The organism is Nonomuraea guangzhouensis, from assembly GCF_019396345.1.
Lineage (GTDB): Bacteria > Actinomycetota > Actinomycetes > Streptosporangiales > Streptosporangiaceae > Nonomuraea > Nonomuraea guangzhouensis.
In genome coordinates, this window is sequence record NZ_JAHKRM010000011.1 from 272,663 (window position 1) to 299,559 (window position 26,897).

General features: G+C 70.9%; 25 protein-coding genes. 12 read left to right on the forward strand and 13 right to left on the reverse strand.

Annotated elements, in window-relative coordinates; all coding sequences use genetic code 11:
• The 3 genes from KME78_RS24485 to KME78_RS24495 all read left to right on the forward strand — a co-directional run bounded on the left by KME78_RS24485 (nucleotide 1) and on the right by KME78_RS24495 (nucleotide 3,214).
• Complete coding sequence (locus KME78_RS24485; RefSeq protein ID WP_219531515.1) at nucleotides 1-1,239, forward strand: serine/threonine-protein kinase; 1,239 nt, start codon at nucleotides 1-3, stop codon at nucleotides 1,237-1,239.
• Between the two features lie 220 nt (nucleotides 1,240-1,459).
• Complete coding sequence (locus tag KME78_RS24490) at nucleotides 1,460-2,239, forward strand: electron transfer flavoprotein subunit beta/FixA family protein (RefSeq protein WP_219531516.1); 780 nt, start codon at nucleotides 1,460-1,462, stop codon at nucleotides 2,237-2,239.
• A 21-nt stretch (nucleotides 2,240-2,260) separates the two neighbouring features.
• Nucleotides 2,261-3,214: an electron transfer flavoprotein subunit alpha/FixB family protein gene (locus KME78_RS24495; RefSeq protein WP_219531518.1), complete on the forward strand. Its 954-nt coding sequence runs from the start codon at nucleotides 2,261-2,263 to the stop codon at nucleotides 3,212-3,214.
• 2 nt (nucleotides 3,215-3,216) lie between these two features.
• Here KME78_RS24495 and KME78_RS24500 read toward each other — a convergent pair whose 3' ends face one another.
• From KME78_RS24500 to KME78_RS24535, 8 genes are all read right to left on the reverse strand, one after another.
• Nucleotides 3,217-4,653, reverse strand: coding sequence for a sensor histidine kinase (locus tag KME78_RS24500; protein WP_219531520.1), 1,437 nt, complete (start codon nucleotides 4,651-4,653; stop codon nucleotides 3,217-3,219).
• Complete coding sequence (locus tag KME78_RS24505) at nucleotides 4,650-5,357, reverse strand: response regulator transcription factor (protein ID WP_246651765.1); 708 nt, start codon at nucleotides 5,355-5,357, stop codon at nucleotides 4,650-4,652. Before KME78_RS24505 ends, KME78_RS24500 begins: the two co-directional genes overlap by 4 nt.
• A 57-nt stretch (nucleotides 5,358-5,414) precedes the next feature.
• Nucleotides 5,415-6,182, reverse strand: coding sequence for a hypothetical protein (locus KME78_RS24510; protein ID WP_219531522.1), 768 nt, complete (start codon nucleotides 6,180-6,182; stop codon nucleotides 5,415-5,417).
• On the reverse strand, nucleotides 6,179-7,078 hold the full coding sequence (locus KME78_RS24515; protein WP_219531524.1) for an ABC transporter ATP-binding protein: 900 nt from the start codon (nucleotides 7,076-7,078) through the stop codon (nucleotides 6,179-6,181). The genes KME78_RS24510 and KME78_RS24515 overlap by 4 nt, the downstream gene beginning before the upstream one ends.
• Before the next feature lie 123 nt (nucleotides 7,079-7,201).
• Entirely contained in the window at nucleotides 7,202-7,705 is a 504-nt protein-coding gene (locus KME78_RS24520; RefSeq protein ID WP_219531525.1) for an HIT family protein, read from the reverse strand.
• Entirely contained in the window at nucleotides 7,651-8,325 is a 675-nt protein-coding gene (locus tag KME78_RS24525) for a rhomboid family intramembrane serine protease (RefSeq protein ID WP_219531527.1), read from the reverse strand. The genes KME78_RS24520 and KME78_RS24525 overlap by 55 nt, the downstream gene beginning before the upstream one ends.
• 77 nt (nucleotides 8,326-8,402) lie before the next feature.
• Nucleotides 8,403-9,593, reverse strand: coding sequence for an MFS transporter (locus KME78_RS24530; RefSeq protein ID WP_246651766.1), 1,191 nt, complete (start codon nucleotides 9,591-9,593; stop codon nucleotides 8,403-8,405).
• Between the two features lie 122 nt (nucleotides 9,594-9,715).
• Nucleotides 9,716-10,222, reverse strand: coding sequence for a TetR/AcrR family transcriptional regulator (locus tag KME78_RS24535; protein WP_219531530.1), 507 nt, complete (start codon nucleotides 10,220-10,222; stop codon nucleotides 9,716-9,718).
• 53 nt (nucleotides 10,223-10,275) lie between these two features.
• On the opposite strand from KME78_RS24535, the gene KME78_RS24540 reads away from it, so the two are divergent.
• Nucleotides 10,276-11,439 carry a cysteine desulfurase family protein gene (locus KME78_RS24540; RefSeq protein WP_308127117.1) on the forward strand — a complete coding sequence of 388 codons (1,164 nt, stop codon included), beginning with the start codon at nucleotides 10,276-10,278 and terminating at the stop codon, nucleotides 11,437-11,439.
• An 18-nt stretch (nucleotides 11,440-11,457) separates the two neighbouring features.
• Here the strand turns inward: KME78_RS24540 and KME78_RS24545 are convergent, their stop codons facing one another.
• Entirely contained in the window at nucleotides 11,458-12,510 is a 1,053-nt protein-coding gene (locus tag KME78_RS24545) for a DUF695 domain-containing protein (protein WP_219531532.1), read from the reverse strand.
• Between the two features lie 79 nt (nucleotides 12,511-12,589).
• Here KME78_RS24545 and mnmA point away from each other — a divergent pair, with 79 nt between their 5' ends.
• Nucleotides 12,590-13,663, forward strand: coding sequence for a tRNA 2-thiouridine(34) synthase MnmA (gene mnmA, locus KME78_RS24550; protein ID WP_219531533.1), 1,074 nt, complete (start codon nucleotides 12,590-12,592; stop codon nucleotides 13,661-13,663).
• 5 nt (nucleotides 13,664-13,668) lie between these two features.
• On the opposite strand, the gene KME78_RS24555 is transcribed toward mnmA, so the two are convergent.
• Nucleotides 13,669-14,301 (reverse strand): MBL fold metallo-hydrolase, encoded by a 633-nt coding sequence (locus KME78_RS24555; RefSeq protein WP_219531535.1) that lies wholly within the window; start codon nucleotides 14,299-14,301, stop codon nucleotides 13,669-13,671.
• A gap of 24 nt (nucleotides 14,302-14,325) precedes the next feature.
• Between KME78_RS24555 and KME78_RS24560 the strand changes: the two genes are divergently transcribed.
• The 7 genes from KME78_RS24560 to gatB all read left to right on the forward strand — a co-directional run bounded on the left by KME78_RS24560 (nucleotide 14,326) and on the right by gatB (nucleotide 23,666).
• Nucleotides 14,326-15,318 (forward strand): methionine synthase, encoded by a 993-nt coding sequence (locus KME78_RS24560; RefSeq protein WP_219531537.1) that lies wholly within the window; start codon nucleotides 14,326-14,328, stop codon nucleotides 15,316-15,318.
• 14 nt (nucleotides 15,319-15,332) lie between these two features.
• Complete coding sequence (locus tag KME78_RS24565) at nucleotides 15,333-15,752, forward strand: hypothetical protein (protein ID WP_219531539.1); 420 nt, start codon at nucleotides 15,333-15,335, stop codon at nucleotides 15,750-15,752.
• Between the two features lie 95 nt (nucleotides 15,753-15,847).
• Nucleotides 15,848-18,031 carry an NAD-dependent DNA ligase LigA gene (ligA, locus tag KME78_RS24570; RefSeq protein WP_308127118.1) on the forward strand — a complete coding sequence of 728 codons (2,184 nt, stop codon included), beginning with the start codon at nucleotides 15,848-15,850 and terminating at the stop codon, nucleotides 18,029-18,031.
• Nucleotides 18,032-18,180: 149 nt separating this feature from the next.
• Nucleotides 18,181-20,253, forward strand: coding sequence for a putative bifunctional diguanylate cyclase/phosphodiesterase (locus KME78_RS24575; protein WP_219531540.1), 2,073 nt, complete (start codon nucleotides 18,181-18,183; stop codon nucleotides 20,251-20,253).
• Nucleotides 20,254-20,358: 105 nt separating this feature from the next.
• Nucleotides 20,359-20,658, forward strand: coding sequence for an Asp-tRNA(Asn)/Glu-tRNA(Gln) amidotransferase subunit GatC (gatC, locus tag KME78_RS24580; RefSeq protein WP_219531542.1), 300 nt, complete (start codon nucleotides 20,359-20,361; stop codon nucleotides 20,656-20,658).
• Nucleotides 20,655-22,145 carry an Asp-tRNA(Asn)/Glu-tRNA(Gln) amidotransferase subunit GatA gene (gatA, locus tag KME78_RS24585; RefSeq protein ID WP_219531544.1) on the forward strand — a complete coding sequence of 497 codons (1,491 nt, stop codon included), beginning with the start codon at nucleotides 20,655-20,657 and terminating at the stop codon, nucleotides 22,143-22,145. The genes gatC and gatA overlap by 4 nt, the downstream gene beginning before the upstream one ends.
• Nucleotides 22,146-22,160: 15 nt before the next feature.
• Nucleotides 22,161-23,666: an Asp-tRNA(Asn)/Glu-tRNA(Gln) amidotransferase subunit GatB gene (gene gatB, locus KME78_RS24590; RefSeq protein ID WP_246651768.1), complete on the forward strand. Its 1,506-nt coding sequence runs from the start codon at nucleotides 22,161-22,163 to the stop codon at nucleotides 23,664-23,666.
• 88 nt (nucleotides 23,667-23,754) lie between these two features.
• On the opposite strand, the gene KME78_RS24595 is transcribed toward gatB, so the two are convergent.
• From KME78_RS24595 to KME78_RS24605, 3 genes are read right to left on the reverse strand one after another with little or no spacing between them, the layout of a single operon-like run.
• Complete coding sequence (locus tag KME78_RS24595; protein WP_219531546.1) at nucleotides 23,755-25,278, reverse strand: tripartite tricarboxylate transporter permease; 1,524 nt, start codon at nucleotides 25,276-25,278, stop codon at nucleotides 23,755-23,757.
• Nucleotides 25,279-25,812 carry a tripartite tricarboxylate transporter TctB family protein gene (locus KME78_RS24600; protein ID WP_219531548.1) on the reverse strand — a complete coding sequence of 178 codons (534 nt, stop codon included), beginning with the start codon at nucleotides 25,810-25,812 and terminating at the stop codon, nucleotides 25,279-25,281. It abuts the gene before it with no gap.
• On the reverse strand, nucleotides 25,812-26,792 hold the full coding sequence (locus KME78_RS24605) for a Bug family tripartite tricarboxylate transporter substrate binding protein (protein ID WP_219531550.1): 981 nt from the start codon (nucleotides 26,790-26,792) through the stop codon (nucleotides 25,812-25,814). The genes KME78_RS24600 and KME78_RS24605 overlap by 1 nt, the downstream gene beginning before the upstream one ends.
• Nucleotides 26,793-26,897: the final 105 nt, after the last annotated feature.

A 26,897-nucleotide genomic window follows, 5' to 3' on the forward strand; every position in this document is an offset into this window, starting at 1 on the left:
ATGACCCAGAAGCTGGGCCCGTATCAGTTACTCTCCCGGCTCGGAGCGGGCGGGTTCGGCGTGGTGCACCTGGCACTCGACCCCGAGGGCCGTACGGTCGCAGTCAAGGTCCTGCACCCGCACGTGACGGCCGACAGCGGCGCGCTGGCCCGGCTGGCCCGCGAGGTGGAGACCATGCGGCTGGTGGGCGGGCCGCACGTGGCCGAGGTGCTCGACGCCTCGCTCGACGTGGCCGAGCCCTATCTGGTGACGCGGTACGTCCAGGGCAGGCCGCTCAGCGCGGTCCCCACGCCGGTGGCCGAGCTGCGGCTGCTGGCCTCCGGGCTGGCCGACGCGCTGCTGGCCATGCACGAGGCGGGGGTCGTGCACCGGGATCTGAAGCCGGCCAACGTGATGATGGCCGAGGGCGAGCCGGTCGTCATCGACTTCGGCATCGCCAGCGCGCTCGACTCGCTCTCGGTGACGGCCTCGGGAGCCGTGGTGGGCACACCCGGCTATCTGGCGCCCGAGGTGCTGGAGGGCAAGGAGTCGGGGATGGCGGCCGACGTGTTCTCGTTCGGGGCCACGCTGGCCTACGCGGCCACGGGACGCCAGCCGTACGGGCAGGGGCCGGCGTCGGCGGTCGCCTACCGGGTCGTGCACCACGACGCCGACCTGGAGGGGGCGCCGGACTGGCTGGCCCCGCTGCTGCACGAGTGCCTGGCCATCGACCCGGCCGCGCGGCCGACGGCCGCGCAGATCTGCGCCCGGCTGGGCGTCGAGGCCGTCCCTCGGGCCCACCACGCCTCCCTTCCGCCCGCCGCCACCGCCCTGCGTTCCCGGCCGGGCGAGACGCACGACCTGGAGACCCGCGAATGGCGGCCGGGCCAGGAGCGGCACCGTCCGCCGGTCGAGGAGTCCAGGGCCAGGCACCGGGAGTCGGTACGCAGGCGCTGGCTGATCGGCTCCGGGCTGTTCGTGGCGCTGCTGGCCGCCGCCGCGCGGGGGCCGCTGCCTGAGGTGGCGCTGTTCCTGCTGGCCGCGTACGCGCTGGTGGCCGTGATCGACGCGGGGGTGGCGCTGTTATCGCGCGGCCTCTTCCGGCTCTTCAGGACGAGCCGGATCATTTACGATTTCGCGGCGATGCTCGGGGCCGTGGGGCTCTGCCTGGGGCTGAGCACGTTCTTCAGCACGTTCACGCTCGCGCTGTTCGCCGGGACGGCGCTGGTGGTCGGGATCGTCTTCCTGCTGTCGGCCTGAGCTCGGGCAACGGAATAAAGTTCGGTAGGGTGGTGGATGCTTTGTCGGCAAGCCCCGCGCTTGCGACTAAGCTACTCATGGGTAACATGACGGCAAGGCGGGAGGGAGCCCACCCCCTGTCACCGCCCCCCATGGGGCACCTGGCAGTCTGTCAGCATGCATCAGGCGCCGGTCGCACCGAGCGACGGCGTACGCGAACACGGGAGGTCGTCCACCGGCCATGAACATCGTCGTCTGCGTGAAGCAGGTCCCCGACACGGCGACCGAGCGCAAGCTCCGGTCCGATGACAAGACGCTCGACCGTGACGCCGTCGACGGCGTGGTGAACGAGCTTGACGAGTATGCGGTCGAGGAGGCCCTGAAGCTCAAGGAAGCCCACGGCGGTGAGGTGACCGTTCTCACCATGGGGCCGAGCCGGGCCACCGAGACCATCCGCAAGGCCCTGGCCATGGGCGCCGACAAGGCCGTCCACCTGACGGACGACGCGCTGCACGGCTCCGACGCCCTGTCGACCTCCTACGCGATGGCGCAGGTGCTCAAGAAGATCGGGTTCGACCTGGTCATCCTGGGCTCGGAGTCGACCGACGCGCGTACGGGCGTGCTGGCCGCGATGCTGGCCGAGCGCCTGGACGCGCCGCAGCTCACGCTGGCCAAGAAGGTCGAGGTCGAAGGCTCGCAGATCGTGATCGAGCGGATCACCGACTACGGGTTCGACAAGGTCGCGGCCGAGCTGCCCGCCGTCGTGTCCGTGGTGGAGAAGATCAACGACCCGCGCTACCCGTCCTTCAAGGGCATCATGGCGGCCAAGAAGAAGCCGGTCGAGACGCTCGCCATCGCCGACGCGGAGATCGCGGCCGACCAGGTCGGCCTGGGCGCGGCCTGGTCCGAGGTCGTCGACTTCGCCGCGGCCCCGCCGCGCGCGGCCGGCACGATCGTCAAGGACGAGGGCGACGGGGGCTCCAAGGCCGCCGACTTCCTCGCGTCCAAGAAGTTCATCTGAGCCCGGGAGAGAACAGCTGATATGTCGGAGATTCTCGTTCTCGTCGAGCACGTCGACGGAGAGGTCAAGAAGGTCACGCTCGAACTGCTGACTCTGGCCCGTTCGCTCGGCACGCCGGCCGCCGTCTGGGCCGGCCCCGGCATCACCGACGGCGCCAAGGCCAGGCTCGCCGAATACAGTGCTGACAAGATCTACGTCGCCGGAGCCGACGAGATCGTGGACTACGTCGTCGCGCCCAAGGCCGAGCTCCTCGCCCACCTGGTGGCCGACAAGTCGCCCGCCGCGGTGCTGGTGGCCGCCACGACCGAGGGCAAGGAGGTGGCCGGCCGGCTCGCGGTCAAGACCGGCTCGGGCGTCATCACCGACGCCGTGGGCCTGGGCGAGGGCTTCGTGGCCGACCAGTCCATCTTCGGCGGCGGCGTCAACGTCCGCTCGAAGGTGAGCAAGGGCACGCCGATCATCGCCGTCCGCCCGAACTCGACGGCCCCCGAGGCCGCCGCGGGGGCGGGCACCGAGGAGCAGGTGTCGATCACGCTGACCGGGTCCGCCAGGGCCGCCCGCGTCCTCGAGCGGGTGAAGCAGGAGAAGGGCGCGCGCCCCGAGCTGACCGAGGCCGCGATCGTGGTCTCCGGTGGCCGTGGTGTCGGCTCGGCCGAGAACTTCTCGGTCATCGAGGGCCTGGCCGACGCCCTGGGCGCGGCCGTGGGCGCCTCGCGCGCCGCCACGGACGCCGGCTGGTACCCGCACCAGTTCCAGGTGGGTCAGACGGGCAAGACGGTGTCGCCGCAGCTCTACATCGCGGCCGGCATCTCCGGTGCGATCCAGCACCGGGCCGGGATGCAGACCGCGAAGACCATCGTCGCGATCAACAAGGACCCGGAGGCGCCGATCTTCGAGCTCGCCGACTACGGCGTCGTGGGCGACCTGCACCAGGTCGTGCCTCAGCTCACCGATGAGGTCACCAAGCGCAAGTAGGTTCACGGGTCGATGGCGGGGAGCAGGACGTGGAAGGCCGCTCCCCGCCCCGGCGCGGAGCGGACCTCCACGCGCCCCCCGTGGGCGGCGACGATGGAGCGCACGATGGCCAGGCCGAGTCCCGCCCCACCGGTGGACCTGGCCCTGGAGCCGTCGGCGCGGTAGAAGCGGTCGAAGACGCGGGCCGACTCCTCCGCGCTGAGCCCCGGCCCCTCGTCCTCGATGACCAGCACCGCCTGCCTGCCCACGGTGCCGACGCCGATCCTGACCGGGGAGCCCGCGGGCGTGTGGGTGACGGCGTTGCCGACGAGGTTGCTGACCACCTGCCGCAGCCTGGCCTCGTCGCCCAGCACCGGAGCGCTCGCCGCGGGTCCGTCGCCGGGCCCGGTGAACGCGATCGGCCTGGCCGGGTCCAGCGCGGCGAAGTCGTGCCGCGCGTCGGCGGCCAGCGTACGCAGGTCCATGGGCGTCAGATCGAGCCGCGACCCCGCGCCCTCGGGTTCGTCGAGGAAGGCGAGCAGCAGCAGGTCGTCCACCAGCCGGGCCAGGCGCCCGGACTCGCTCTCGATGCGGGCCAGCGCCGCCTCGGCGTCCGTGCCGCCCATCCGGTACAGCTCCGAGAACCCCTTGATGCCGAACAGCGGCGTACGCAGCTCGTGGCTCACATCGGCGACGAACCCGCGCATGCGGGCCTCGGACTCCGCGCGGGCGGCGAACCCCTGCTCGATCTGGGCGAGCATGCCGTTCAGCGCGTGCGCGAGCCGCCCGACCTCCGTCCCCGGCATGGCCAGGTACGGCACCCGCCTGGTCAGGTCGCCGCCGGCGATCGCCGCCGCGGTCTCCTCCACGCGCCGCAGCGGCGCGAGCCCCGCCCGGATCGCCACACTTCCGATGAGCGCCAGTACGGCCAGCAGCACCGAGCCCGCGACGAAGCAGGCGAGCCGCACCCTGCCGATCGTGGCGTCCATGGCGTCGAGCGAGACCGCGACGACCACACTGGCGTGACCGGAGCTGTCCGGCCGCGCCTTGGGCAGCGCGACCGCCCGCCACCCCACGCCATCGGCACCGCTCACGGTGAACGGCTTTTTCGCGTGGGCGGCGACGGCCGCGGAGTCCAGCCGGGGCAGCCGGGGGCCGGGTACGGTGCTCAGCTCCCGCAGGATCGTGCCGTCGGCGGACAGGTAGGCCGCGTAGCCCTGCCCGAAGAGGTCGAGCTGCGCCGCGGGGTTGCCGGCCGACCCCTGTTGCAGCCGTTCGGCCAGCTCGGGCGGGATCACGGACAGGGCGGTGCCCATGGGCGCCAGCTTCTCGTCGATCCTGGTCAGAAGCTGGGATTCCAGCTGTTGCACGACCACGGAACTGATCACCACCAGCCCGGCGACCAGCAGCGCCACCGTGATGGCCAGCAGCCTGAGCCGCAGGGACAGGCGCCCGATCACTGTTTGGGCCTGCGCAGCACGTATCCGACGCCGTGCACGGTGTGGATCAGCTTCGTGTCCCCGGTGTCCACCTTGCGGCGCAGGTAGCTGACATAGGTGTCGACGATGCTGGAGTCCCCGGCGAAGTCGTAGCGCCAGACGTGTTCGAGGATCTGCGCCTTGGACAGCACCCGCCCGGCGTGGAGCACCAGGTGGAGCAGCAGCCTGAACTCCGTCGGTGACAGCCGTACGGCCTGGCCCGCCCTGGTCACCTGATGGCCCTCGGGATCGACTTCGAGGTCGGCCACGCGCAGCGTGCCGGCGCCGGGAGCCGCGCCGGTGCGCCGGAGTATGGCCCTGATGCGGGCCAGGAGCTCCTCCAGGTCGAACGGCTTGGTCACGTAGTCGTCGCCGCCCAGCCGCAGCCCGTTGATCTTGTCGGCCGTGGCGTCGCGGGCCGTCAGGAACAGCACCGGCACCGGCCCCGGCCGGCCCTCGCCCCGGGGCAGCATCCTGAGCCGGCGGATGACCTCGAAACCATCGAGATCAGGCAGCATCACATCGAGCAGCACCAGATCGGGCGGGTCGAGTCCGGCCGACTCCAGCGCCTGCACGCCGCTCTCGGCCGAGCTCACGGTGAAGCCCGCGAAGCGCAGGGTGGCCGAGAGCAGCTCCCTGACGGTGGGTTCGTCGTCGACCACGAGCAGCCGTTCGCCGTCACGCAACTGACGCCCTCCCTGTCCTGACCGGTTCGAGCCTATGAGTCCGTACGAGCCGTGCGCTCAGAGATCACGGGACTCGAACTTCACGAACGCGACGCCCAGCATCACCGCCGTGAACCCGACGAGGATCCCGAACCCGGCCCAGGGCGGCAGACCGGCGTCAGCCTGGCCCGAGGCGGCCGAGAAGGCCGCCACGTTCGGCCAGTAGATGCCGAGGAGCTCGCGCAGCCAGCCGGGAGAGGACCCGGCGAAGATCGGGATCAGCAGGAAGGCGGTGCTGACGTTCACCGCGGCGGCGGTGGCCCGCATCAGGAAGCCGAGTGCCAGCCCGAAGAGCGCCAGCAGCGTGAGCACGAGCGGGCGGAGCGTCAGGACGCGGACGACGGCGGCGTCACCGAACCAGACGGCCGGCGCCCCGCGAGCGGAAAGTGTCGCCATGCAGGTCAGGACCATCAGCCACACGGCCGCCACGCTCACCGGCAGTGCGGCCAGCAGGGTCATCCCGGTCTTGGCGGTCAGCAGGCGCCGCCGGCCCACGGCCGCGGCGCTCGCCCGGATCGTGCCCGAGCCGTACTCGGACGAGGCCACCAGCGCGCCCAGCCCCGCGACCAGCAACTGCACGATGAACAGGCCCCGCGTGGCCGGGGACATCGGGTCGAAGTCCAGCCGGTCCTGTGCCGAGGCGGCGGCGTACTGATTGGCGCTCGCGGTGCCGAACAGCCAGCCGAACATGGTCGAGATCGCGACGATCGCCGCGGCGAGGACCGTCGTCGACCGGATGGTGGCGAACTTGGTCCACTCGGCGCGCAGCACGCCCGCGGCGGTCATCGGGCCGCCCCGTACTCGACGCTGTCACGGGTGAGCTCCATGAAGGCCTCCTCCAGGCTGGTGCGGCGCGGGGCGAGCTCGAACAGGGGCACGCCCTCGGTGGCGGCCAGCCGCCCGATGTCGGGCGCGGTCAGGCCGGTCACGATCAGCTCGCCGTCGAGGCCCGCCCGCACCCGGGCTCCGGCCAGCAGCAGCAGCCGGGTGAACATGACGTCCTCGGGTGTACGGACGAGCACCCCCTCGCCGGTGTCGGTGAACGTCGCGGTCTCCGCGTCGGCGATGAGCTTGCCCTTGCCGATGACCACCAGCCGGTCGGCCGTCAGCGCCATCTCGCCCATCAGGTGGCTGGAGACCAGCACCGTGCGCCCTTCGGCGGCCAGCCCGCGCATCAGCGTGCGGATCCACAGGACGCCCTCGGGGTCCAGCCCGTTCACCGGCTCGTCGAACAGCAGCACCGGCGGATCGCCGAGCAGGGTGGCGGCGATGCCGAGCCGCTGGCTCATGCCCAGGGAGAACACCCCCGCCCGCCGCCCGGCCGCCTCCGTGAGCCCGACCAGGTCGAGCACCTCGGCCACGCGCCGGTCATGGATCCCGTTGGTCTGCGCCAGGTAACGCAGGTGGTTGTAGGCGCTGCGGTGCGGGTGCACGGCCTGCGCCTCCAGCAGCGCCCCCACCTCCCGCAGCGGCTGGGGCAGGTCGCGGTACGCGCGCCCGTTGACGGTGACCGAGCCCGAGGTGGGCCGGTCGAGGCCGAGGATCATCCGCATCGTGGTGGATTTGCCCGCGCCGTTCGGGCCAAGGAAGCCGGTGACCAGGCCGGGCCGTACGGTGAAGGTGAGGTCGTCCACGGCGAGCACCTCGCCGTAGCGTTTCGTCAGTCCGTTGAGCTGGATCATGCGGCCAGCGTCGTACGCCGGGATGGAGGGCTTCTGAGGAGATCTGTGAGGTTTCTGTGAACCCGAGCCCCCGACCAGCGGATCGCCGAGAGGCTCGGCCGTAATCCACAGAGAACTTCCAGATCACACCCCGGCGAGCGCCTTCCGGATCCGGGTCGCGAGGTCCCGGGCCTGGCCGAGTGACCACGGGATCACCCCGTTCTCGGACATGAGCGCGTGGAACTGCTGCTCCTCGTACGGGGTGCCGGGTGGTAGCGGGGCTATGTGCCAGTGCAGGTGCGTATTGCCCTGCTGGCTGCCGAGCGTGAGCAGGTACGTGCGTTCGGACGGCACCACCGCCTCGACGGCCAGCGCCACCCGCCGTACGACCCGCATGAGCTCGAGGTAGTCGTCCTCGTCGAGGTCGCGGACCGCGTGCTCGACGTGGGCCTTCGGGCACACCAGGACGTAGCCGGGCATGGTCGGGTAGCGGGCCAGGAACGCCAGGTGGCGTTCGTCCTCGTAGAGGATCTCCTCCAGGTCGTGGGCCGGGTCACCGGCCACGATGGCGCAGATGAAGCACGGCCCGTTCCTTACGCGAGCGACGTAGGTCGTGAGGTCGAACGGGACTTTCCGGTCAGAGCCCATGCCGCGATCATGCCACCCAGCAGGGCCACACCATGGAGGTCGGCGAGGGCGGCGAGCATGACGCCGACGACCGCGAGGACGACGGGGAAGACCCACACGGGCAGCCGCTCGCGGTGGACCACCAGCTGGAACCCGGCCAACGCGAGCGCAACTGTCACCACCCAGCTCCAGGTGCCATCGGACGGCGCGAGGGCGGACGCGCCCAGCATCACCGCGTAGAAGGAGCCCACGGAGCGCTCCAGCGACCCCTCGCAGGCGAGGGCCAGGCCCGCCGCCAGGCCGCACAGGGCGATCGAGTTCCCGGCTCCCGGATCGTTGAACAGGTATCCGGCCGCCTGCCCGGCCACGGCGCCCGCGGCGTACAGGATGAGCCAGCGGGCGGGCCCGAGCGAGCGTTCGGCGAGGTAGCCGAGCACCGCCAGGAACGCCAGGTTGAACAGCGTGCCGAGCACGCCGCCGTCCTGAACGACGAGGGAGGTCACCAGCCGCCACCACTGCCCGGCGTCGATGGCCGCCGGGTCCCGCATGAGCGCGGGCTCCAGACCGGGGAGGAAGAACTGGAGCGCACTCGGCACGGCGGTCACCACGAATACCGTGGCGGTGGCGATCGGTTTGACCATGGGCTCAGCCTCGCACTGACTTGCGGATCGGGGCAGTGCAGAATGTAAGCCAATTAACTAGGACAAATGTCCTGGGGTCAGGCGTGGGCCGGCTCGGGCTCCCTGCCCGCGTCCTCGACGGCCGGCCAGACCGTGACCGACATGGGCTCCTGGCGCGGCAGGAAGCGGGCGGCCACCGCGATCGCCACACCCAGCACGACGGCGATCCCGAGCGCGGCCCGCAGTGACGTGACGTCCGTCAGGAAGCCGATCACCACAGGGCCGAGCAGCAGTCCCGCGTAGCCCATGGCACCGGCCTGGGCGATCGCCGGACCGGGGTTGTCGGTGGCGGTCCCGGCCAGCGAGAGCGTCATCGGCGAGATCGTCGCCACGCCGAGGCCGACGAAGAACATCGTCACCACCGCCACCAGCGGCGCGGGCGCGACCAGGACGACGGCGAAGAACCCCGCGGTGGCCACGCCGGAGGCGGTCATGATGCCGCGCACCCCGAACCTGGACCCCAGCCGGTCGCCGGTGAGCCTGGCGACCAGCATGCCCACCTCGAAGACGGGGTAGCCGAGCGCGGCCAGCGCCTCCGGCGCGCCCAAGGTGTCACGCATGAACAACCCGTTCCAGTCGGCGACCGTGCCCTCCACCATGAACGCGAAGAACATGATGGCGCCGAGCAGGTAGACGACCGGGGGCAGCCGGCGTCCGGCCTTGGCGGTGGTCTGCGCGGCCGGGGCCTCAGGCAGGTAGGTGCGGCCCAGCAGGACCGTCACCGGCAGCGAGACCAGGCCGACCAGCGCCAGGTTGGCGGTGAACGACAGGCCCAGGGCGATCGACAGACTGCCCAGGGCGCCCGCCGAGATCGCGCCCACGCACCAGCCGGCGTGCATGCCGTTCAGCAGCGGGCGCCCGTAGGCCCGCTCCACGGTGGAGCCCTGCGCGTTCATCGCGATGTCCACCATGCCGAACGCCATGCCGAAGAACACGGACGCGGCCAGCAGCAGCGGGAGGTTCGGTGCGAAGGCCACGCCCACCAGGCCGAGCGCCGTGAGCGGGCCGCCGATCCGCAGGATCGTCTTGCTGCCCGCGCGGGCCATGATCCGGCGCATGGACTGCATGGTGATCAAGGCGCCCACGCCCCACACGAGCAGGAGCAGGCCGACCGCCGACTCGGACAGGCCGAGCTTGTCGGTCAACGCCGGGATGCGCACGGTCATCGTGCCCACCAGCAGTCCGGCCAGAACGAAAGTAAGAACCGCCCCATAACGGGCAATCCTCAAGTCGCGGATCATGGGAACATACCTCGCAAATCACTCATTCATTGGCATGCGACGCGGCCCGGAGCGCAGCACGCGAGCCCGGACGGCGAAGGAAGTTAAGGGGGAGGGGGAGTTAAGGGGGGCTACCGTTTGAGGAGGGCGCGACAGCGGTCCTCAAGGGCGCGCAGGTCGCTCTCGGCGTTGAGGTCGGGATCGTGGCTCGCCACGTCCCAGAGCCCCTCGCAGGCCAGCCGGACTAGCTGGGACGCCACCCGGTCGGGCTCGTCGTCCAGCCCCTCGCTGTGCCAGCGGGCCATCGCCTCGCGTATCGGCGCGAGCAGGAACATGTTGCCCGAGGCACCGGTGACCACGGCCCATCGTCGCAGCCGGTTGGAGCGCACGGCCTCCAGCGTCGCCGCCAGGTAGCGCTCGGTGTAGGTGGCGCCGCTCTGGGCGGCCATCAGCTGGTCGAAATCGTCGATCAGCCGCTCGACCATGCCCTTGATCAGGGCTTCCTTGGACGGGAAGTGGTAGAGGAGGCCGCCCTTGCTCACGCCGGCCCGATCGGCCACCGCGGACAGGGTCAGCGCGGCCGAGCCCTGGTCACAGAGGAGATCCTCTGCCGCATCCAAGAGCTCATCCCTTCTCATGCCTCTACTGTACCGTCCGGACGGTACAGTGGCAAAGGGGATACGCTTTCCTGGTGAGCAGACCGTCGGCCTACCTTGATCACGCGGCGACCACGCCCATGCTTCCCGAGGCGATCGAGGCCATGACGGAGCAACTCGGCCTGGTCGGAAACGCGTCCTCGCTGCACGCGACCGGCCGCCGAGTGCGCAGGGTGGTCGAGGAATCCCGCGAGGCCATCGCCGACACGCTGGGCGCCAGGCCGAGCGAGGTGGTGTTCACCTCGGGCGGCACCGAAGCCGACAACCTTGCCGTCAAGGGCCTCTACTGGGCGCGCCGGCCGCGGAAGCGGCTGCTGATCAGCTCGGTCGAGCACCACGCGGCGCTCGACCCGGCCCATTGGCTGGCCGACAGCCAGGGCGCTCAGGTCGAGCTGCTGGAGGTCGACGAGCTCGGCCGGGTGCATCCTGACACGCTGCGCGCCGCCATCGCCCGCGACCCCGACGACGTCGCCATGATCAGCGTCATGTGGGCCAACAACGAGGTGGGCACGGTCCAGCCCGTGCACACCCTGGCCGCCATCGCGCACGACAGCGGCATCCCGTTCCACACCGACGCCGTGCAGGCGGTCGGGCAGCTGCCGGTGTCGTTCGCCGACTCGGGCGCCGACGCGCTGACGGTGACCGGGCACAAGGTCGGCGGCCCGCTGGGCGTCGGCGCGCTGCTGCTGGCCCGCGGGCAGACGCCGGTCTCGGTCATGCACGGCGGCGGCCAGGAGCGCGACGTGCGCTCCGGCACGCTCGACGGGCCCGCCATCGCCGGTCTCGCCGCCGCGATCCGCGTCGCGGTCAAGGAACAGCAGGCGCTGAGCCGCCGCCTGACCGAGCTGCGCGACGACCTCATCCAGCGCGTACGCCAGGCGGTGCCCGACGTGGTGCTCAACGGCGACCCGGTGGACCGGCTGCCGGGAAACGCCCACTTCTCCTTCCCCGGCTGCGAGGGCGACGCCCTGCTCATGCTGCTCGACGCCAAGGGCGTGGAGTGCTCGACCGGATCGGCCTGCTCGGCCGGGGTGGCCCAGCCCTCCCACGTGCTGCTGGCGATGGGCGCCGACGCGGCGGCGGCCAGGGGCTCGCTCAGGTTCTCGCTCGGACACACCTCGACGCAGGACGACGTCGACCGCCTGATCGAGGTGCTGCCCGCGGCGGTCGAACGCGCCCGCCGCGCCGGCCTGAGCTGATCGCTAGTCGATGCCCAGCTAGTTGATGAAGGCCACCACCGCGGTCCACGCGGGGTCGGTCGCCACGTCGACCCGCGGCTCGCCTTCCTCCCAGCTCACGATCAGCTCCTTGGCGTGGATCGCCGCGTCGCCGGTCGGGTCGGCGTAGATGTGGATGACCCGGTGGCTCTCGGCGCTCAGGTGCGCCGCCAGCACCGCGTCGTCGTGCAGCTTGAGCAGCCGGGCCGCCAGCCGTTCCTCGAAGTCGCGCAGCGCCGCCAGCGACTCGCCGACGGGCAGCCCGTTCTCGTCGCGATGCGCGTACGGGAGCGTGATCGCGATGTGCTGGTCGAACAGCGGATAGTCGACCGGCCGCAGCGGATAGCGGGCGGTGGCGATCAGCGGCGCGCCTGCCGCAGTCTGGCCCTCCAGCAGCGCCCACTGCTCCTCTTCGTAGCCGGAGGCCAGGTCGGCCACCACGGCGGGCAGGTGCACGGCGGCGACCGAGTCGATCGGCTGGAACGTGGCCGGGGTGATCTCGCCCACCCAGCGCGCCACGTCGTCCTCGCCGAGCAGCCAGTCGAGGGCCAGCAGCGTGGCCTCCAGCCGGGTGTCCTCGTCGAGCTGGCCGAAGATCGGGTGATAGGCGGCCACGTCCACGCGCGGTGCGTTGGGCGGCACCCGCAGCCCCAGCATCAGCTTGTCCAGCGCGAACTCGAAGCCGCCCACGTCGAGCGTGAGCTCCAGCGCCTGGGGATTGACCTGGCGTGACGGATGGAACTCCCACAGCAGGTCGGCCGGCGGCGCGCCCTTGACCCAGCGGTGCGCCAGCGAGCGCAGCTCGGGGTCGCCGGCGGCGGTCACGACCAGCGCGTGCGCCGCGTTCCTGCCGGGAGCCACCTCCCAGACCAGGTCGGGATGCACCGCGGCCACGGCCGGGGCGATCCATTCCGACAGCCCCTCGGCCTCACCGGCGGCCACCAGCGAGTCGAGCCGCGGCCTGGTCTCCTCCCACCACGCCCAGAACGGCGCGATGCCGTCGGTCGGCTCGGTGGGCTCTTCTTCGTCGTCCTTGCGCCCGAACAGTCGCATGGCCTGAATACTCCCAGACGCGGAGCCCACTTGTGCAGATGGCCGGGCACCCTTGGCGGGACAGTACGCTGGAATGGTCATGGGATTGCGTGTGCTTGCCGCCATGTCGGGCGGCGTCGACTCAGCCGTGGCCGCAGCCCGGATCGCCGAGGCCGGTCACGACGTCACTGGCGTGCATCTGGCCCTGTCGGCCAACCCTCAATCCCACCGCACGGGGGCCAGGGGCTGCTGCACGGTCGAGGACTCCCGCGACGCGCGGCGCGCCGCCGACGTGATCGGGATCCCGTTCTACATCTGGGACATGGCCGAGCGCTTCCAGCGCGACGTGGTCGAGGACTTCGTGGCCGAGTACGCCGCGGGCCGCACGCCCAATCCGTGCCTGCGGTGCAACGAGAAGATCAAGTTCTCGGCGGTGCTCGACCGGGCGCTGGCACTGGGCTTCGACGCGGTCGCCACCGGCCACCACGCCAGGCTGGTGGACGGCGTGCTGTCCAGGAGCGCCGACCAGGGCAAGGACCAGTCCTACGTGCTGGGCGTGCTCACCCGCGAGCAGCTCGGCCACGCGATCTTCCCGCTGGGCGACTCGACCAAGGCCGAGGTACGCGAGGAGGCCGCCAGGCGGGGCCTGACGGTCGCCGACAAGCCCGACAGCCACGACATCTGCTTCATCGCCGACGGCGACACCCGCGGCTTCCTGGCCAAGCGGCTCGGCGCGGCCGAAGGGCCGATCGTCGACCAGGAGGGCGAGGTCGTCGGCAACCACCACGGCGCCCACGGCTTCACGATCGGCCAGCGCAAGGGGCTGCACATCGACCGGCCCGCCGCCGACGGCCGGCCGCGCTACGTGCTGTCGATCGAGCCCGTGTCCAACACGGTCACGGTGGGGCCGCGGTCGGCGCTGGAGGTCACCTCGATCACCTGCGGCCGCCCGGTCTGGAACGGGCCGACCGCGCCTGTCGAGCTGGGCGTGGGCGAGCTGAAGGTGCAGTTGCGGGCCCACGGTGAGGTCTACGGGTGCCGCTTCGAGGAGACCGGCGAGGGGCTGCGGATCACCCTCGACCGCCCCGCCACGGGGGTCGCGGCGGGGCAGGCGGCGGTGCTCTACTCAGGCGAGATCGTCATCGGCTCGGCCACCATCGCCGCAGCCAACTGAATGCCTCAGGTCAGCTCGACCGACTCGCCGACCTTGAGTCGCCGCATGTCGGCGTGCTGCTTGCCGGACTCCAGCTTCAGGTAGTTGTCGACCAGGCTGAGGCCGATGTCGTTGAGCAGCCCGTCATGGGTGGAGTACGCCCTGGCCGGCCGGACCGCGCGCAGGTAGTCGACCATCTCCAGCAGCTTCATCCACGGAGCGTTCGTGGGCACCAGGAGGGTGGGCACCTCGACCCCCGGCAGCGTCAGCGCGTCACCCGGGTAGAAGACCTCATCGTCGACCATGAAGCCGACATTCTGCACAATCGGCACGTCAGGGTGGTTCTTTGCATGCCACTCACCGAACGCCTTCACCGCGAAACCCGCCGCCGTGAAGTCGTCGCCATGCCGTACGACCTGCACCTTCGCCGGCACCTCCGTCAGCTGGGCGGCGACCGCCTCGCAGGTCCAGATCTCCAGGTCGGGAGAGGCGGCCTTGAGCCGCTCGACGTCGACGTGGTCCATGTGCTCGTGGGTGATGAGCACCGCGCCGGCGCCGTCGAGGACCGGGCCCTCGGTGAAGGTGCCAGGGTCGATGACGAGGACGTTGTCGTCCTTCTCCAGGCGTACGCACGCGTGGCCGTGCTTGGTCAGCTTCATATTTCCAGAGCCTACGCTGGTGCCATGTCGACGTTGGAAGCCACCGGAGTCGGGTCGCATCCGGGTGAGGATCATTTCGAGGCGCTTCGGGTGGTGTTCGGGGAGTTGCCCGGACTGCCGTACCTGCCGGAGCTGCCGGCCCGCGGTGTGGGCGCCGACCTGGTGGGGCGGACGGCGGGGCTGCTCGTCGACCTGGCGGTGGAGGTGCAGCCGTCGGGATGGCGGCTGGCCGACCGGCCGGGACGCGACCACCAGCGGGCCGTCGACCACCTCAGACGCGATCTCGACGGCCTGGAGGAGGTCGGGCACGACTACACGGGGCCGCTCAAGCTGCAGGTCTGCGGCCCGTGGACGCTGGCGGGCGCCATCGAGCTCAAGTACGGCGACAAGATGCTCTCCGACGCCGGAGCCGTACGCGACCTGATCGCCTCGCTCGCCCAGGGCGTCGAGGACCACGTCGCGGAGGTGCGGCGGCGCCTGCCCGGGGTCACCGAGATCGTCCTGCAACTCGACGAGCCGGGCCTGCCCGGCGTGCTCGCGGGCACCGTGCCGACCGCCTCGGGCTTCGGGCGGCTGGCCCCCGTGGAGGGCTGGCGGGTGTCGGAGTCGCTGCCCCTGTTCGGCGACCCGATCGTGCACTGCTGCGCGCCGTCGGTGCCCCTCCGACTCCTCCGTACGGCCGGCGTCCGCGGCGTCTCGCTGGACGCGTCCCTGCTCAGCCGCCGGGACGACGACGCGCTCGGGGAGGCCCTGGAGGCGGGGCTGCTGCTGTTCCTCGGGGTGGTGCCGGGCACCGACACCCGGCTGGCCGATGCCGGTGTCGTCGCCAGGCCCGCGCTGGACCTGTGGCGGCGGCTCGGCTTCCCGCCCGACAAGCTGGCCGGGCAGGTCGTGCTGACCCCGGCCTGCGGGCTCGCCGGCGCCTCTCCCAGATACGCGCGGGCCGCACTCGCCGCCTGCCGCAAGGCCGCTCAGGTGCTGCGCGACGATCCGGCAAGCGGGTTGCAACCCGGCTGAGTAGCCTCCTTTTTATGATCTTTCGTACTGTGGCGGTCGGCGTCACCCTCCTGATCTCGTCCGCGTCGCTCGCCGCTCCGGCCGCGGCCGCCGCCAACCCCGAGATATGGAACTGGGGCTCCATTTACTCGTCAGACAAGGCGGGCAAGGCCAAGGGCAAGGTCGTCCTCGACCGGCCGGGCTTCACGGTCAACGGCAAGCTCTACGACTTCCCCGGCCGGAGCGGGTGCTCGTGGCTCAAGTTCCGGTGGGTCAAGGACGACGGCGGCAGGGGCGCCAAGACGTTCCACAACTGCTCGGGGGCCAAGCCGCTGGCGTTCTCCTTCCCCACCGGCTACATGCTCTCGATCGAGGGCCGGGTCTGCCGCGGCACGGCCACGAAGGTCACCGGCAAGTGCTCGTCCTGGGACGGCGTCTGGTCCCAGGGCGGCTGACCCCGTTCACGCCGCGACCGGGCACCTCGGAAGGTGCCCGTTGCCGGTGCTCGGCGATAGCGTTTGCTCAGGGTGTTGGACGGAAGGAGACCCTGGTGAGCGAGCCAAGCGTCGATGGCGTGCCTGTGGCCGCGCGTGAGCGGCACGCCGAGGTGAGCGAGCTGGTGGAGGAAGCCCGCTATCGCTACTACGTGCTCGACCGGCCCACGGTCAGCGACGGTCAGTTCGACGAGTGGTTCAACGAGCTGCTCGCGCTGGAGGCGGCGCATCCGGGCCTGGTGACGCCCGACTCGCCGACGCAGAAGGTGGGCGCGCCGGTCGCCGGTGACTTCGCCAAGGTCGATCACCTGGCGCCGATGGAGAGCCTCGACAACGCTTTCGACCCGGCCGGGATGGCCGGGTGGCAGGCGCGGGCCGAGCGGCTGGCCGAGGGCGATCCCGGGCCGTACCTCTGCGAGCTCAAGATCGACGGGCTGGCGATCGCGCTCGTCTACCGCGACGGGCGGCTGGAGCGCGGCGCGACCAGGGGCGACGGCCGGACGGGCGACGACGTGACGCCCAACGTCCGCACCATCGAGGGCGTGCCCCACCGGCTGAAGGGCGCTGACATCCCCAGCCTGATCGAGGTCCGGGGCGAGGTCTACATGCCGGTCAAAGAGTTCGGCGGGCTCAACGAGCAGCTCGTCGAGCAGGGGATCGCGCCCTTCGCCAACCCGCGCAACGCGTCGGCCGGCTCGCTGCGCCAGAAGGATCCACGGGTTTCCGCCCAGCGTCCGCTGCGCATGATCGTGCACGGTGTCGGCGTCTGGGAGGGCGCGGCCGAGCCCAAGGCGCAGTCCGAGGTCTACGAGCGGCTGCGCGAGTTCGGCCTGCCGGTCAGCGACCTCTACCGGGTGGTCGGCGACCTCGCCGAGATCGACGCCTTCATCGAGCACTACCGCGTGCACCGCCACGACCCTCCGTACGAGATCGACGGCGTGGTGGTCAAGGTCGACGACTTCCGCACCCAGCGCGAGCTCGGCTCCACCTCGCGGGCGCCGCGCTGGGCGATCGCCTTCAAGTACCCGCCGGAAGAGGTCAACACCAAGCTGCTCGACATCCAGGTGGGCGTCGGCCGCACCGGCCGCGTCACGCCGTTCGCCGTGATGGAGCCGATCAGCGTGGCCGGTTCCACGGTCGAGCGCGCCACGCTGCACAACGCCGCGGTGGTGGCCGCCAAGGGCGTGCTCATCGGCGACACCGTCGTGCTGCGCAAGGCGGGTGACGTCATCCCCGAGATCCTCAGCCCGGTCACCGACCTGCGTGACGGGTCCGAGCGCCCGTTCGTCATGCCCACCCACTGCCCCGAGTGCGGCACGGAGCTGGCTTATGAGCAGGAGGGCGACGCCGACCTGCGCTGCCCCAACGCTCGCGGCTGTCCCGCGCAGATCCGCGAGCGGCTGTTCTTCGCGGCCCGGCGCACCGCGTTCGACATCGACGGGCTCGGCTACGTCGCGGCGACCGCGCTCACCCAGCCGCTGCCGCCGCAGGAGCCGGTCGTGCGCACCGAGGCCGATCTGTTCGACCTGACGCTGGAGCGGTTGATCCCGATCAGGTCCGTGGTCCGCGACAAGGACAGCGGCCTGCCCAAGATCGATCCGAAGACGGGCGAGGAGAAGGTCGTCTCGTTCTTCTCCAACATCAACGGAGAGGCCAGCCAGAACGCCCACAAGCTCATCGAGGAGCTCGAGCGGGCGAAGCAGGCGCCGCTGGCCAATGTGCTGGTCGCGCTCTCCATCCGGCACGTCGGGCCGCCCACGGCCCGCGACCTGGCGGTCGCCCTGCGCTCGATCGACGCCGTCATGGCCGCCTCGGAGGAGGAGCTCGCCGCGATCAAGGGCATCGGGTCGCGGGTGGCGGCCACCATCCGCGCCTGGTTCGAGGTCGACTGGCATCGCGAGATCATCACCCGCTGGCGGGCCGCGGGCGTCCGCATGGAGGACGAGCCCGCTCCCGAGAAGGGGCCGCAGACGCTGGAGGGGCTGACCTTCGTGGTGACGGGCACGCTGCCGGGCTTCACCCGCGACTCCGCCGCCGAGGCGCTCGGCGATCGGGGCGGCAAGGTCGCGAGCTCGGTGTCGAAGAAGACCTCGTTCCTGGTGGCGGGGGACAACGCCGGGTCCAAGTACGACAAGGCCGTCAGTCTGGGCGTGCCGATCCTCGACGGGGCGGGCTTCGAGGTGCTCCTGACCGAGGGACCGGACGCGGCCGCACAGGTGGCTGTCACTCCGGAGCCATAGGCCATCTACAGATTGTCGCGGGTAGCATACGAAGAGTGGTTTTGGGGTATATGTCCGAAGGATAAGTGACGGAACGTACGCGGTTGGTTTCGCGAAGTGGGGTAAAGGTCGTACCCTCCCATAGTGACCTAATGGGGGTTCTGTTACTGATGGCTGACCCAACCGACACCCGCGACACAGGGCCACGCGTCGGGACGCCTCTGTGGGCGTTCCTCGCCGGCATCACCGTGATCGGCTTCACCGCGCTGGCCGTGGCCATGCTCCGGCTCGACCCGGCCGGCCTGGCGGAGCTCGCCCGCACACCCTTGTTCTGGGTGCTGACCATCCTCGCCGTGCTGGGCGAGCTCAGGCCCGTCATGGTGTCCTCGGCGACCGCCGTCGGCGGCACGTACCCCTCCACCATGTTCACCTTCGCCGTGCTCCTGCACTTCGGCCTGCCCGTGGCGGTGCTGATGCAGGCGGTGGCCGTGACGATGAACGGCATCGTCACCCGCAAGGCGTGGCACCGGGTGATGTTCAACATCGCCCAGTCGACGCTCGCGCTGACCGCCGCCGGTGTGGTGCTCGGCCTGTTCGGCATCGTGCCGCGCCCGGCCGCGCCGTGGGTGCCCACGGGCTCCGACATGCTGGCGATCACGCTGGCCGGCATCGCCTACTTCGCCGTCAGGGCCGCGCTGGTGAGCGGCGCGGTGGCGCTGCACGAGCGCCGGTCGATCACCCGCGTGCTGCGGGCCAGCCTCGGCCCGCAGAGCCTCGTCTACGCCGCGCTGCTCGGCCTGGCGCCCCTGGTCGTCGTGGTGATGACCCACGCGCCCTCCCTCGTGCCGCTGTTCGTGGCGCCCCTGGCGGCGGTCTACTTCACCGCCACGCTGTCCATGCGCCGCGACCATCAGGCGATGCACGACGAGCTGACCGGCCTGCCCAACCGCAAGATGCTGATCGTGAGCACCGAGGAGGCGCTCGCCGAGGCCCGCCAGGACGAGCGGGTCGGCCTGTTCCTGCTCGACCTCGACCGGTTCAAGGAGGTCAACGACACGATGGGCCACCCGGTCGGTGACCGGTTGCTGCAGATGGTCGCTCACCGGCTCACCCATTCCGTACGCCCCGGCGACGTCGTGGCCCGGCTGGGCGGTGACGAGTTCGCCGTCCTGCTGCCCTCGATCAGGGACGCCCACGCGGCCCGCGAGGTGGCGGCCAGGCTGCGGGCCGCTCTCAGAGAGCCGGTACGGCTGGAGGGCATGTCGTTCGACCTCGACGGATCCGTCGGCATCGCGCTCTATCCCGACCACGCCCCCGACTTCGAGCTGCTGCTCCAGCGCGCCGACGTGGCGATGTATCTCGCCAAGGAGGGGCGTACCGGTGTGGAGCTCTACCAGCCGGACAAGGACCGCAACTCGCCCGAACGCCTCAACCTCCTCGGCGACCTGCGGCGCGCGGTCGACAACCGCGAGCTCAGGCTGCACTACCAGCCCAAGGTCGGCCTGGGCACCGGCGCCGTGCACGGCATGGAGGCCCTGCTGCGCTGGCGCCACCCGGTGCACGGCCAGCTCCCGCCGTCGGAGTTCATCCCGCTGGCCGAGCAGTCCTACCTCATGCGCCAGCTCACCGAATACGTCATCGAGGCCGCCCTGGAGCAGGCCGCCCGCTGGTGGCACAGCGGGCTGCGGGTGCAGGTCTCGGTCAACATCTCCGCCCGCGACCTGCTCGACTCGGCGCTGCCCGACCAGTTGGAGGCGGGGCTGGCCAAGCTCCGGCTACCGCCCTCGGCGATCCAGCTGGAGGTCACCGAGCGCATCCTGATGGGCGACCAGGCCTACACGCACGAGACGATCAAGGCGCTGGCCGTGCTCGGGGTGCCGCTGTCCCTCGACGACTTCGGCACCGGCTACTCCTCGCTGATCAGGCTGCAGCGGCTGGCGGTGTCCGAGGTGAAGATCGACGCGTCGTTCGTCAAGCGCATCGCCGAGTCCGACGACGACTACCGGATCGTGCGCTCCATCGTCGACCTGGTCCGCTCGCTCGGCCTGCGCTCGGTCGCCGAGGGCGTGGAGTCGGACGACGTGGCGATCCGGCTCACCGAGATGGGCTGCGAGATGGGCCAGGGCTGGCTGTTCAACGAGCCCATGCCGCCCGCCGAGGCCACGGTCTGGCTGCGCGAACACTTCGAGAGCTCGCCCGGGATCGAGTACGGCTACCGCTCCGAGGTCACTCAGACCGCCTGACCCGGCGCTTCCACCGTGGCGAGGGTTAACGGTTCGGTCTAGCTCCGTCAAGGCCCCTAGGATGACAGTGTCCCAACTCCATCCACGAAACGGGTTAAACGACTCATGTCCGCCATAACCCGCGACGAGGTCGCACACCTGGCCCGGTTGTCCAGGCTGGCCCTCACCGATGACGAACTCGCCCACTACGCCACCCAGCTCGATGCCATCATCGAGTCGGTCGCGAAGGTGGCCGAGGTCGCCGCCGAGGACGTTCCGCCTTCGTCGCACGCGCTTCCGCTGACCAATGTCTTCCGTGCCGACGAGGTGCGACAGTCCCTGACGCCCGAGCAAGCGCTGTCCGGCGCGCCAGCCGTCGAGGACGACCGCTTCCGGGTCCCGCGCATCCTGGGGGAGGAGGCATGAGTCTGATCCACAAGACCGCCGCCGAGCTGGGCGCGCTGATCGCCGGTGGCGAGGTGACCGCCGTCGAGGTGGCCGAGGCGCACCTCGACCGCATGGCCGAGGTCGAGCCCAAGATCAACGCGTTCCTGCACATCGACCGCGAGACCACCGTCGAGCAGGCGCGGGCCGTCGACGCCCGGCTGGGCGCCGGTGAGCGGCTCGGTCCGCTGGCCGGGGTGCCGATCGCGCACAAGGACATCTTCGCGACCGCCGACATGCCGACGACGGCCGCGTCCAAGATCCTCGAAGGCTGGCGCCCGCCGTACGACGCGACCGTCACGAGCCGCCTGCGCGCGGCCGGGCTGGTCATTCTCGGCAAGACGAACCTCGACGAGTTCGCCATGGGCTCCTCCACCGAGAACTCCGCCTACGGCACGACGCACAACCCCTGGGACCTGACCAGGATCCCCGGCGGGTCGTCCGGTGGTTCCAGCGCCGCCGTCGCCTCCTACGAGGCGCCGCTGTCCACCGGCACCGACACCGGCGGCTCGATCCGGCAGCCCGCCGCGGTCACCGGCATCGTGGGCATGAAGCCGACCTATGGTGGTTCGTCGCGTTATGGGTTGATCGCGTTCGCCAGCTCGCTCGACACGCCCGGCCCGTTCGCCCGCAACGTGCTCGACGCGGCGCTGCTGCACGAGGTGTTCTCCGGGCACGACCCGATGGACTCCACTTCGATCGACGCCCCCGTACCGTCCGTGGTGGAGGCCGCTCGCAACGCCGACATCTCCGGCCTGCGCGTCGGCGTGGTCAAGGAGTTCGGCGGCGAGGGCTACCAGGCCGGCGTGCTGGCCCGCTTCCACGAGGCCGTCGAGCTGCTCGAATCGCTCGGCGCCAAGGTCGTCGAGGTCTCCTGCCCGTCGTTCTCGACCGCGCTGCCCGCCTACTACCTGATCGCGCCGTCGGAGTGCTCCTCCAACCTGGCGCGCTTCGACGCCATGCGCTACGGCCTGCGCGTCGGCGACGACGGCACCCGCAGCGCCGAGGAGGTCATGGCGCTGACCAGGGCCGCCGGGTTCGGCCCCGAGGTCAAGCGGCGCATCATGCTCGGCACCTACGCGCTGTCGAGCGGCTACTACGACGCCTACTACGGTCAGGCGCAGAAGGTGCGCACGGTCATCTCGCGCGAGTTCGAGGCCGCCTTCCACCAGGTGGACGTGCTGGTGTCGCCGACGACGCCGACGACGGCGTTCCCGATCGGCGAGCGCGCGGACGACCCGATCGCCATGTACCTCGCCGACCTGTGCACCATCCCGTCCAACCTGTCGGGCAACGCGGCCATCTCGGTCCCGTGCGGCCTGGCCGACGAGGACGGGCTGCCGGTCGGCCTGCAGATCATGGCCCCGGTGCTGGGCGACGACCGCTGCTACCGCGTCGGCGCCGCCGTCGAGCGGGCCCTCGAAAGCCGCTGGGGCGGCAGCCTCCTGTCCAAGGCTCCGGCTCTCTGAACTAAGGACTCCACCATGACTGTCGGTACGCACATGCCGTACGACGAGGCGCTCGCCCGGTTCGAGCCGGTGCTCGGGCTGGAGACGCACGTCGAACTCGGCACGGCGTCGAAGATGTTCTGCGGGTGCAAGACGACCTTCGGCGCCCCGCCCAACACGCAGGTCTGCCCGACCTGCCTGGCTTTTCCCGGCTCGCTGCCCACGGCCAACGCCGTCGCGATCGAGTCGACGATCCGCATCGGCCTGGCGCTGAACTGCTCGATCGCCGAGTGGTGCCGCTTTGCCCGGAAGAACTACTTCTATCCGGATATGCCGAAGAACTACCAGATTTCCCAGTACGACGAGCCGCTCTGCTTCGACGGCTACCTCGACGTCGAGATCGACGGCCGGACCGTGCGGGTCGAGATCGAGCGGGTGCACCTGGAGGAGGACACCGGCAAGTCCACCCACGTGGGCGGCGCGACCGGCCGCATCCAGGGTGCCGACTACTCGATCGTCGACTACAACCGGGCCGGCATCCCGCTGGTGGAGATCGTCACCAAGCCGATCGAGGGCACCGAGAGCCTGGCGCCCGAGGTGGCCAAGGCGTACGCGACCGAGCTGCGCGAGATCATGCGCACGCTGGGCGTCTCCGACGTGCGCATGGAGGAGGGCTCGATGCGCTGCGACGTCAACGTCTCGCTCATGCCGCGCGGCTCGTCCGAGTGGGGCACCCGTACCGAGACCAAGAACGTCAACTCGCTGCGCAGCGTCGAGCGTTCCGTGCGGAGCGAGATCGAGCGGCAGGCGGCGATCCTCGCCGACGGCGGCCGGATCATCCAGGAGACCAGGCACTTCCACGAGGACACCGGCGTCACCACGCCCGGCAGGTCCAAGGAGGAGGCGCAGGACTACCGCTACTTCCCCGAGCCCGACCTGGTGCCGATCGCGCCCGACCCGGCCTGGGTGGCCACGCTCAAGGAAGCGCTGCCCGAGCTGCCGTCGGTCCGGCGCAAGCGGCTGCAGGCCGAGTGGGGGGTGTCCGACCTCGACATGCAGGCCATGCACAACGCCGACGCGTTCGACCTGGTCGAGGCCACTGTCGCGGCGGGCGCGCCGGCCGCCGACGCGCGTAAGTGGTGGATGGGCGAGCTGGCGCGGCGCGCCAACGAGTCCGCTGTGGCCCTGGCGGACCTGCCCATCACGCCCACCCAGATCGCCCGGGTCACCGAGCTGGTGGCCTCCGGCGCGCTCAACGACAAGCTGGCCCGCGAGGTGCTCGAAGGCGTGCTGGCCGGGGAGGGTTCGCCCGACGAGGTGGTCGAGCGGCGCGGGCTGAAGATCGTCAACGACGAGGGTGAGCTGTCGGCGATCGTCGACCAGGTCATCGCCGGCAACGCCGACGCGGCCGAGAAGGTCCGCTCCGGCAAGATCGCCGCAGCCGGTGCGCTGGTGGGCGGCGTGATGAAGGCCAGCCGCGGCAAGGCCGACGCCGGCCGGGCCCGCGAACTGATCCTGGAGAAGCTGGGCGTCTCCGAGTAAGCCCGTCGACGGGTGATTCGCCGAAGGCCCCGCCACTCGCTGAGGAAGCGAGACGGCGGGGCCTTCGTCGTAAGGCCGGTAGGGGCCGTTAGTCCTCCCGCGACGTGTGCATGACCGGTTCGACGTGGCGCCGTTCCATCAGCTTCCTGAACAGCGGCGCGAGCAGCGCGAGGAGGGCGAGCAGCAGCAGGATCACCGCGATGGGGCTGCTCACCAGCACGGTCACGTCGCCCGCCCCGATGGCCAGGGCCCGGCGTAGCTGGATCTCCGCCATCGGCCCCAGGATCAGGCCGATCACCGCCGGGGCGACCGGCAGTCCGAAGCGCCGCATCGCGTACCCGAGCAGGCCCAGCAGGAAGAGCGCGACCAGGTCCACCACCGAGCCGTTCAGGGCGTACACGCCGAGCGCGGCGAACAGCACGATGCCCGCGTACAGGTACGGCCGGGGGATGCGCAGCACCCGCGCCCAGAGCGGCGCCAGGGGCAGGTTCAGCACGAGGAGCATCGTGTTGCCGATGAACAGCGACGCGATCATGCCCCACACCAGGGCCGGGTTGTGGTCGAACAGCTGCGGCCCGGGCTGCAGACCGTACTGCTGGAAGGCGGCGAGCAGGATCGCGGCCGTCGCGGACGTGGGCAGGCCCAGCGTCAGCAGCGGCACCAGGGTCCCGGCGGCCGAGGCATTGTTGGCCGCCTCGGGCCCGGCGACGCCCTCGATGGCGCCCTTGCCGAACTCCTCCTTGGCGACGCCGCGGGCCAGCCGCTTCTCGGCCGCGTACGACAGGAAGGTCGGGATCTCGGCGCCGCCGCCGGGCAGCGCGCCGAACGGGAAGCCGAGCGCGGTGCCGCGCAGCCAGGGCAGCCACGACCGGCGCCAGTCCGTACGGCCCATCCAGGCCCGGCCCACCGGCACCACTTCGGGCAGGGAGTGGCGCAGCCGCGAGGCCACGTACAGGGCCTCGCCCAGCGCGAACAGCCCGACGGCCACGACCACCACGTCCACGCCGTCGAGCAGCTGGTCCATGCCGAGCGTGAGCCGCGCCTGCCCGGTCTGCTGGTCGATGCCGATCAGCCCGATCACCAGGCCGAACCCGAGCGAGGCCAGTCCGCGGACGACCGAGCGGGACAGCACCGACGACACCGCGGTGAAGGCCAGGATCGCCAGCGCGAAGTAGTCCTCGGGCCCGAACGCGATGGCGAAGCTCACCACCGCGGGCGCCGCCACGACCAGCAGCGCGGTCGCGATCGTGCCCGCCACGAACGAGCCGATGGCCGCGGTGGCCAGCGCCTGCGCCGCCCGGCCGCGCCTGGCCATCTTGTTGCCCTCCAGCGCGGTGATCATCGAGGACGACTCGCCGGGGGTGTTGAGCAGGATGGAGGTGGTCGAGCCGCCGTACATGCCGCCGTAGTAGATCCCGGCGAACATGATGAACGCGCTGGTCGGCGGCACGGTGAAGGTGATGGGCAGGAGCAGCGCCACCGTCATGGCGGGCCCGATGCCGGGCAGCACGCCGACGAGGGTGCCGAGGGTGACGCCGATGAGGGCGTACATGAGGTTGATCGGCGTCAGCGCCCCGGCGAAACCGTCGAGCAGGAGCTGGAAGGAGTTCACCTAGATCACCCCCCGCAGCAGCCCGCCCGGCAGCGACACGCCCAGGCCCTTGACGAACAGCAGGTAGGTGGCGATCCCCAGGATCACCCCGACGCCCGCCGCGCGCAGCCTGTGCTCCGCGCCGAGCACCAGCGACAGGCCCCAGAACAGCAGGCTCGCGGAGATGATCCAGCCGAGCACGTTCAGCACCGCGGTGAACGCCAGGAAGATCCCGCTCACCAGCCCAACGCTGCGCCAGTCGGCGGGGGCGTCCACGTCGACGTCCTCGCTCTCCTCGGGGTCGCCGCGCCCGCCCCTGAGCACGTCGGCCACGTAGAACAGGCCGACGACGATCATGGAGCCGCCCACCAGCATCGGGAAGAACCGCGGCCCGATGCCGAGCTGCGAGGCGGCGGCGGACACGTCGAGCGTCCCGATCACGACGAACACCCCGAGCGCCAGCACGATCAGCGCCAGCCCCAGCTCGGGCCGCCACCGCCAGCGGCGCTTCTCGCCGTCACCGGGGCCGGTACGACCGGCCGTGGTCTCGGACATCAGGAGACAACGCCCAGCTCGGCGATGATGGTCTTGACCTTGGCCTGCTCGGAGTTGAGGTAGTCGGCGAACTGCTGCCCGGTCTGGAAGGAGTCGATCCAGCCGTTCTTGGCCACCGCGTCCTTCCAGGCCTGCGAGTCGTGCATCTTGGTCACCAGGTCGGTCAGCGACTTCTTGGCCGCGTCGTCGATCCCGGGAGGCGCCACGAAGCCGCGCCAGTTGGTCAGCTCCACGTCCAGCCCGGCCTCCTTGAGCGTGGGCGCGTCGAGATCGGGCAGCCGCTGGGCCGAGGTCACGGCCAGCGCGCGCAGCTTGCCGGACTTCACGTGCTCGGCGAACTCACTGACGCCCGAGATGCCGACGCTCACCTTGTTGCCGAGCAACTCGTTCAGCGCCTCGCCGCCGCCCGAGTGAGCGATGTAGTTGACCTGCTTCGGGTCCACGCCGGCGGCCTTGGCCATCAGCCCGGCCGCGATGTGGTCGGTGCCGCCGGCCGAGCCGCCCGAGATGGACACCTTCTTCGGGTCGGCCTTCCAGGCGGCGACCAGGTCGGCCATCGACTTGAACGGGGAGGCCGCCGGGACCACGATGATCTCGTACTCCTCGGTCAGCTTGGCGATCGGCGTGGTCTGGGCCAGCGTGACCTTGGACTTGTTCTGCTCGATCGCGCCGACCATGACCAGGCCCATGGTCATCAGCAGGTTGCCGTTGCCCTTCTCGCCGGCCAACTGGGCCAGGCCGATGGTGCCGCCGGCACCGGGCACGTTGTACACCTCGACCCGGCGCTTCGGGTCGACGGTCTTGATCGCTTGTTCGGCCGTACGGGACGTCTGGTCCCAGCCGCCGCCTGGTGAGGCGGGAGCCATGATGCGCAGAGCGCCGGTCCCCCCGCCGTCAGAACCGGAACCGGAGCCGGCGCCGCAGCCGGACACCGCGGCGACGGAGAGCGCCGCGACGGCGGCGAGTATGCGGAGACGCATGATCACTCCAAAGGGGGGATTTCACGTAACGAGATACTGGATGGTGAAGTCCGTTGCCGATGGAGTCGACCTTTTTACGATAGCTGTCGTATAGGTCGTATTGGT